Here is a 6,505-nt window from a genome sequence, read left to right on the forward strand (position 1 = left end):
TGGACTTCTTCGACATCACGCTGGACGCTCGTGCGCTGCGAACGAAGCGCGCCGCCGCCCAGAGCGCCACACGCGCAACCAGGCCGAACACGAGCAAGCCGCCCGCAAAACCGCCGGCAACGATCCCGCCCAGCTTCCATTCGCCCGCCGCGACAACAAGCAATCCGGCGAAGAGCAGCACGCCAACGGCATACGCAATCCACGCGATCCGGCCTGCATCGCCGAGTTCGCGGCGAATCACGCGTACCGGCGGCACGCGTGTCAGCGGCAACAACGGCGGCACCGCGAAGCCGAGCAGCAGTACGAGTCCGGTCGCCACGCCCTGCACTGCCGGCCAGATGCTGGGCGATGGCAATTCGACATCGACGAGTGTTCCGAGCCAACTGAGCAGCACCAGATGCCCACCGAAGCCGAGCACGACGCCAACCACGCTGCCCAGCACGCCCACCAGCAAGAACTCGCCTATGAACAACGATCGCAACGTCGCCTGGCTGACACCCAGGCAGCGCATCGCGGCGCAACCATCAAGATGACGACGCGCGAACCGGTGCGACGCCATCGCGATCGCGACCGCTGCAAGCAGTGCGGTCAAAAGCGAAACCAGCGTAAGAAAGTGACTTGCCCGGTCGATCGTCTGGCGCACCTGCGGCTGGCCGTCCTGCAGCGACTCAAGCGCCACGCCGCGCAATTTGCTGCCTTCAGTCGCAGCGCCGTTCGCCCCGGCAACCGGTTTTCCATCGACCTTGTCGCGGGCGAATTCGGCGAATTGCTTGACCTGTGCGTCCGGCCCGGCCACCAACAGCCGATACGTCACGCGGCTGCCAAACGTAATGAGGCCGGTGGACGGGAGTTCATCGGCACGCATCATCAGGCGCGGCGAGAAGCTCACGAACGAAAACCCGCGATCGAGTTCGCGCGTGATGATCGCGGACACCTTGAACGCACGCGTGCCGACGCGAACCGTGCCGCCGACCGGGACTTTGAGCGCGTCGAGCAAGGCAGGATCAGCCCATACGGTGCCGGGAGCGGGGATGGATGTGGCGGGGGCGTCGGGCTGACCGACCGCCGGCGCAATACGCAGCGAGCCTCGCAGCGGATAACCGGGCGATACAGCCTTGAGCGCCGATAGCCTGGCAACAGGCGCGGAACCCGCACCGGCGACACCGGCGCTGATCATGCTGGGGAAAATTGCGGTGGTTGCGGTCTGGAGCTTGAGTTGCGCTGCTTCAGCGGCAAACGATGGATCGACGGGATGATCGGCGCGAACGACAAAGTCCGCTGCGATCATCTGGCGCGCATCGCGCTCGAGTCCCTGCCGCATCCGGTCGCCGAGGAAACCAACGCTCGCGAGCGCGGCAACCGCAAGCACGAGCGCAAGAATGAGCATGGTCAGTTCGCCGGCGCGCCAGTCGCGCGCCGTCATGCGTAGCGACTGCCGCGCAATCTGCCCCATGCCCAGTCCACGCCGACTCAAATCCCGCTTCGATCCCTGCTTCGAATCCGAACCGCTGCTATCCACGCTGCTGGTGCTCAATCGTGCTTGCTCCTGAACGGTCCGCCAGAATTCACGCGTGCCGTGACGCTTGGGGCCGCCACCATGTGTTTGGCCATCCGGCCGAATCCGCCGCGCACGCCTCTCACGAGCCGCGGCAGCGCCCATCCGGCGCACAGCAGGAACGCGATGATCAATAGCAGACACAACAACGGCACGAATAGCGCGAGCGTGATGCCGAGCAGCGCGCCGAAGTCTTCGGTGGCGGAAGCAACCCAGTTCGATACCGGTTCCGGCGACAAATTGATGAGCGCGCGCGTTCCGGCCTTAGCCAGATGCGCCGCACCCGCGAGCGTCCCGCCGGCAAGCGCCGCGATGGTCAGAAGGGCCGGATCGGCGTGACCGAACGCGCCGACGGCAAGCACGGCGCCGGCAGGAATGCGGATAAAAGTATGAATGGCGTCCCAGAGGGAGTCGAATGCGGGGATTTTATCGGCGAAAAATTCAACGATGGTCAGCGCCGCTGCCACACCGATCACCCACGGAGACGCCAGCACCGAGAGCGTTTCGGGCAGGTGGATCAGACCCAGCCGCTCGAACAATCCCGCCACGAATACCGTCAGATACAGTCGCAGCCCGCTGGCCCACGAGAGTCCCGCTGCCAGCGAAAGTGCTTCAAGCATCACCGCCTCCTTGCGCGCTGCTCACCCCGCGCCAGGCATCAGGACCGTCACGGCGTTCCTGAATTGAGTGTTTTACCCTTCGCCTGGATGAAGCATCGGGTGGGGATAATGGACAAAACATGAAGCATTCGGGCGCCAGGCACCGGATACTCCGAACCCGCTGGCTGTCTGAACCCATTATAGCCACGGCTGGCCCGCCGATGCAGCGCGTCATATTTCCTCTGTGTCGAGCACCCAAGTTCGCGATTCAACCCTTAAAGCCAAAGAACCGGTGAAGCGGAATGCACCACTGTTTAACGGCCGATTTATTGATTGTTTGAGCCGTTAATGCAGCAGAAACCGTTGCAAGAGCACTGCAATATCCGTTGCGATCAATGTCCCGAGGACAATTTCAACCCAATAAGCCCGACCACGATCAACGCCGCGCTCGCGACCCGCGCCACGGTAAGCGCCTCGCCCATCATCACGATGCCGAAGATGAACGCACCGACCGCGCCGATGCCCGTCCAGACTGCGTAAGCGGTCCCGAGCGGCAATTGACGCATGGCCATGGCGAGCAGCACGAAGCTGCCGGTCGCCGTCACGATGGTGAACACGGATGGCCACAGCCGCGTGAACCCCTCGGAAGTCTTGAGGCCCGCGGCCCACGCGACTTCGAGCAAACCGGCGATAAACAATAGAAACCAGGACATGGACATTCCCCTGAACGAAAATGGGGCCGTCCCCGGTGTGATCGATGCGTGCGTGGTCGTCCACGCAGCGTGTAATCAAAGCGTAATTATATCAACGATGACAAAACGCCGCATGTGACGCGTTTGATTACGCTGTTACGCGGCCCGCCGGGTTCTCATTCAGAAGGCGCCCTAAATAAAACCGTCGTTTATCGAAATCCTGGTTTAATCTAAGTCGTCAAGCGCGCCATAGAAAACTTCTCATGCGGAGTGTTCATGGAATTAGATGCCGTTTTGCTGTCCCGTTTTCAATTCGCGTGGGTCATTGCTTTTCACATCCTGCTGCCGGCGTTCACCGTTGGCCTGTCATGTTTTATCGCGACACTGGAAGTGCTCTGGTGGGTGACCAAACGCGACGTCTACAGGCGGCTCTCGGCGTTCTGGCTCAAGATATTCGCGGTGTCGTTCGGCATGGGCGTGGTGTCCGGGATCGTGATGCCGTTCCAGTTCGGCACCAACTGGAGCCGCTTCACCGATGCCACCGCGAGCGTGATCGGTCCGTTGATGGGGTACGAAGTCCTCACCGCGTTTTTTCTCGAAGCCGCGTTTCTCGGCGTGCTGCTCTTCGGCCGCAAGCTCGTGCCGCAATGGGCGCACGTGTTGGCCGCGTTTTTCGTGGCGTCGGGCACGGTGATCTCGTCGTTCTGGATTCTCGCGGTCAATAGCTGGATGCAGACGCCGCGCGGCTACAAGATCCTGCCAGACGGCCGCTTCGAAGTGACCAGTTTCTTCGACGCCATCTTCACGCCCTCCTTCCCATACCGCCTCGGCCACACGGTCAGCGCTTTTCTCGTCACGGCCGCATTCGTCATTCTGGGCGTGGGCGCCATGTACTTGCGTCAGCGACGGTCGCTGGAAGAAAGCCGCGTGATGACCAAGATGGCGCTGATCTTCCTGATGATCATGGTGCCGGTGCAGATGGTTATCGGCGATATGCACGGTCTCAATACGCGCGAGCATCAGCCCGCAAAACTCGCCGCCATGGAAGGACTGTGGGAAACCGGATCGCGCATTCCCGCCGCCATCTTCGCCATTCCCGATCAGGAGAATGAACGCAACCGCTTCGAAATATCGATACCCGTGCTCGGCAGCATTTATCTCACGCACGATCCAAACGGCGTCGTGCAAGGGCTGAAAGACTTTCCGCGCGAGGACCGGCCAAACGTTGCCGTGGTCTTCTTCGCGTTCCGGATCATGGTCGGCATCGCCGTGCTGATGTTCGTGCTGGTGCTCTCCGGCATCGTGCTATTTGCGCGCGGCAAGCTCGAAACCAGCCAGCGCTGGCTGCGATGCGCCACGTATGGCATGCCGCTCGGGTTTATCGCCGTGCTGGCCGGCTGGACCACCACTGAAAGCGGTCGTCAGCCGTGGACCGTCTATGGCCTGATGCGCACGAGCGATTCGGTCACGCCATCATTGAAGGCCGGCGATGTCGGGCTCTCGTGGCTGCTTTACGTGCTGGCGTACATCGTGATTTTCGGCTCCGGCTATATCCTGCTGCGACGCCTCGTGCGCCTCGGTCCCGCCGACGAACACATCGAAACCGATCACGACCTGCTGCAACCAGAGACACGTGCGGCGCGGCCTTTATCGGCGGCATCGGCGAGTGCTGCGGGGGCTTCGGGCGCGGTCAAAGCCGTCCGGGCCGACGATGTCGTTCCGCCAGCCAGGAGACCATGATGCTCGACCTCGTGCCGATGTGGGCCGCCATCCTGGCGCTTGCCGTATTCATGTACGTGCTGCTCGACGGCTTCGATCTCGGCGTCGGGATGGTGTTCCTGCTCCGCCGCGACCCCGTAGAGAGGCAGTTGATGATCAATTCGGTCGCCCCGGTCTGGGACTTCAATGAAACGTGGCTGATCCTCGGCGGCGGCGGCTTGCTGGCGGTGTTTCCGCTGGCGTTTTCGATCATCGTGCCGGCGGTTTATTTTCCGATCCTGCTGATGCTGCTCGGGCTGATCTTTCGCGGCGTCGCCTTCGAATTCCGCGAGGTGGTCGGCGCGCGCAAGTGGATCTGGGACGGCGCGTTCGGATATGGATCGCTGATCGCGACGTTTTCGCAGGGCGTGGTGCTCGGCATGTTCATCCAGGGCTTTCCGATACACGGCCGCGTTTTTATCGGCACGAGCTGGGACTGGATCGCGCCGTTTCCGCTCTTGACGGGCATCGGGTTGATCTTCGGTTATGCGTTGCAGGGCACGACGTGGCTCGTGCTTAAAACCGAGGGCGAACTGCAGGAATGGGCGCGCGGCATGGCAAAGAAGGTGTTGTTCGGCGTGATTGCGTTCATCTTGCTGATCAGCATCTGGACGCCGCTCAAGGACGCACGGATTTCGGAGCGCTGGTTCAGTTTTCCCGCAAGCTTCGTGTTTGCGCCGGTGCCGGTGCTGACAGTACTGCTCGTATGGACGTTATGGTCGGCGCTCGGCAAGAGAAAGGAAGTCGTGCCGTTCATGTGTTCGATCGGCTTGTTCTTCCTCGCGTTCACGGGCCTTGTGATCAGCTTGTGGCCGTTTATTGCGCCGCCATCGGTGACGTTATGGGATGCGTCCACAACGCCGCTTTCACAGCAGTTTTTGCTCATCGGAACGATGTTCCTGCTGCCCGTGATCGTGCTCTATGTAGTCTGGTCGTACTGGGTATTTCGCGGCAAAGTGCGCGGTGACATGGGTTATCACTAGGCGATCACAGTTTCTGATCCGTGGCCTTTTGCAAGATCCGGCTCCACTTGTGTGCCTCGCGGCGATCGCGCATGGGCATTACCCATTTCGCTTGCGTGGTGTCGGCGACATCGAGCACGACCTGCCACGCCTGGCCCGCAGAACCTGCTTCCATGCGCGCGCCACGCAGGTCGGCAAAGATGTACATGCCGGTGCGCTCACCCACGCGAATCTCGCACAGGCGCTTGACCGCCGCTACCCTTACACCGCCCCAGTCGCCCTTTATCTCGTGCGTCCAGTCGCCGTCGCGGACATTGGGGGCGACTTCTTTCCATCGGAACCAGAAGTAGGCGGCAACGGCCACCACGATCAAACCCGCCACGATCGCGGCGCCGAGGGCATCGCCGAAACCGAACGCCGCCGAGATTTCGTGGAAGGACCAGAACGCGCCGTAAATCACAGCGACAAGAACGACAAGTGCAACGATGATCGGCATCGGCAAACAACCTCGAGTGCAAAGGATTTACTGCGTCTTGTGCTTCGCGTTCCAGCCCTTCAACGCCTGCAACGTATTTGCCACGTGCTGGTCCGGCGAGAGACTCGTGTATTCGTAGATCACCTTTCCATCGGGCGCGATCACGTATGAAACGCGGTTTGCCATGGAGTTGACGAGCGGCATGGACGCGTCATATTGCTTGATGATTTTCGAGTCGGCATCCGCGGCAACTGGGAATTTGCTGCGGCACTCGCTCACCGAAAACTTCTTCAGTGTGTCGATGTTGTCATGCGACACGCCAATCACGGTTGCGCCTTGCGCCTTGTATTCATCGACGGCATCGGCGAATTCATGCGCCTCGATCGTGCAGCCCTTGGTGAAGGCGGCCGGATAGAAGTACAACACGACCGGACCCTTCTTCAACGCGCTCGCGAGTGAATAGT

General features: G+C 61.3%; 7 protein-coding genes. 2 read left to right on the top strand and 5 right to left on the bottom strand.

Annotation, left to right across the window (positions count from 1 at the left end):
* The 3 genes from ACFFAR_RS21205 to sugE form a co-directional block, all read right to left on the bottom strand.
* Positions 1 to 1,453, bottom strand: a 1,453-nt coding sequence (locus ACFFAR_RS21205) for an ABC transporter permease (RefSeq protein ID WP_375508406.1), incomplete at its 3' end; no start/stop codon positions are given.
* 77 nt (positions 1,454 to 1,530) lie between these two features.
* A complete protein-coding gene (locus tag ACFFAR_RS21210) occupies positions 1,531 to 2,175 on the bottom strand; it encodes a DUF4126 domain-containing protein (RefSeq protein WP_061999857.1) in 645 nt (214 codons plus the stop codon).
* 371 nt (positions 2,176 to 2,546) lie between these two features.
* Positions 2,547 to 2,867 (bottom strand): quaternary ammonium compound efflux SMR transporter SugE, encoded by a 321-nt coding sequence (gene sugE / locus ACFFAR_RS21215; protein WP_062170154.1) that lies wholly within the window; start codon positions 2,865 to 2,867, stop codon positions 2,547 to 2,549.
* A gap of 255 nt (positions 2,868 to 3,122) precedes the next feature.
* On the opposite strand from sugE, the gene ACFFAR_RS21220 reads away from it, so the two are divergent.
* Together ACFFAR_RS21220 and cydB are read left to right on the top strand one after the other, a co-directional pair.
* Positions 3,123 to 4,586: a cytochrome ubiquinol oxidase subunit I gene (locus tag ACFFAR_RS21220; protein ID WP_061999859.1), complete on the top strand. Its 1,464-nt coding sequence runs from the start codon at positions 3,123 to 3,125 to the stop codon at positions 4,584 to 4,586.
* On the top strand, positions 4,583 to 5,587 hold the full coding sequence (gene cydB / locus ACFFAR_RS21225) for a cytochrome d ubiquinol oxidase subunit II (protein ID WP_174364638.1): 1,005 nt from the start codon (positions 4,583 to 4,585) through the stop codon (positions 5,585 to 5,587). Before ACFFAR_RS21220 ends, cydB begins: the two co-directional genes overlap by 4 nt.
* 4 nt (positions 5,588 to 5,591) lie before the next feature.
* On the opposite strand, the gene ACFFAR_RS21230 is transcribed toward cydB, so the two are convergent.
* Positions 5,592 to 6,062, bottom strand: coding sequence for a hypothetical protein (locus ACFFAR_RS21230; protein ID WP_174365272.1), 471 nt, complete (start codon positions 6,060 to 6,062; stop codon positions 5,592 to 5,594).
* Positions 6,063 to 6,089: 27 nt separating this feature from the next.
* Positions 6,090 to 6,505, bottom strand: a 416-nt coding sequence (locus ACFFAR_RS21235; protein ID WP_375508405.1) for a peroxiredoxin, incomplete at its 5' end; no start/stop codon positions are given.

The organism is uncultured Caballeronia sp., from assembly GCF_964243625.1.
Taxonomy (GTDB): domain Bacteria; phylum Pseudomonadota; class Gammaproteobacteria; order Burkholderiales; family Burkholderiaceae; genus Caballeronia.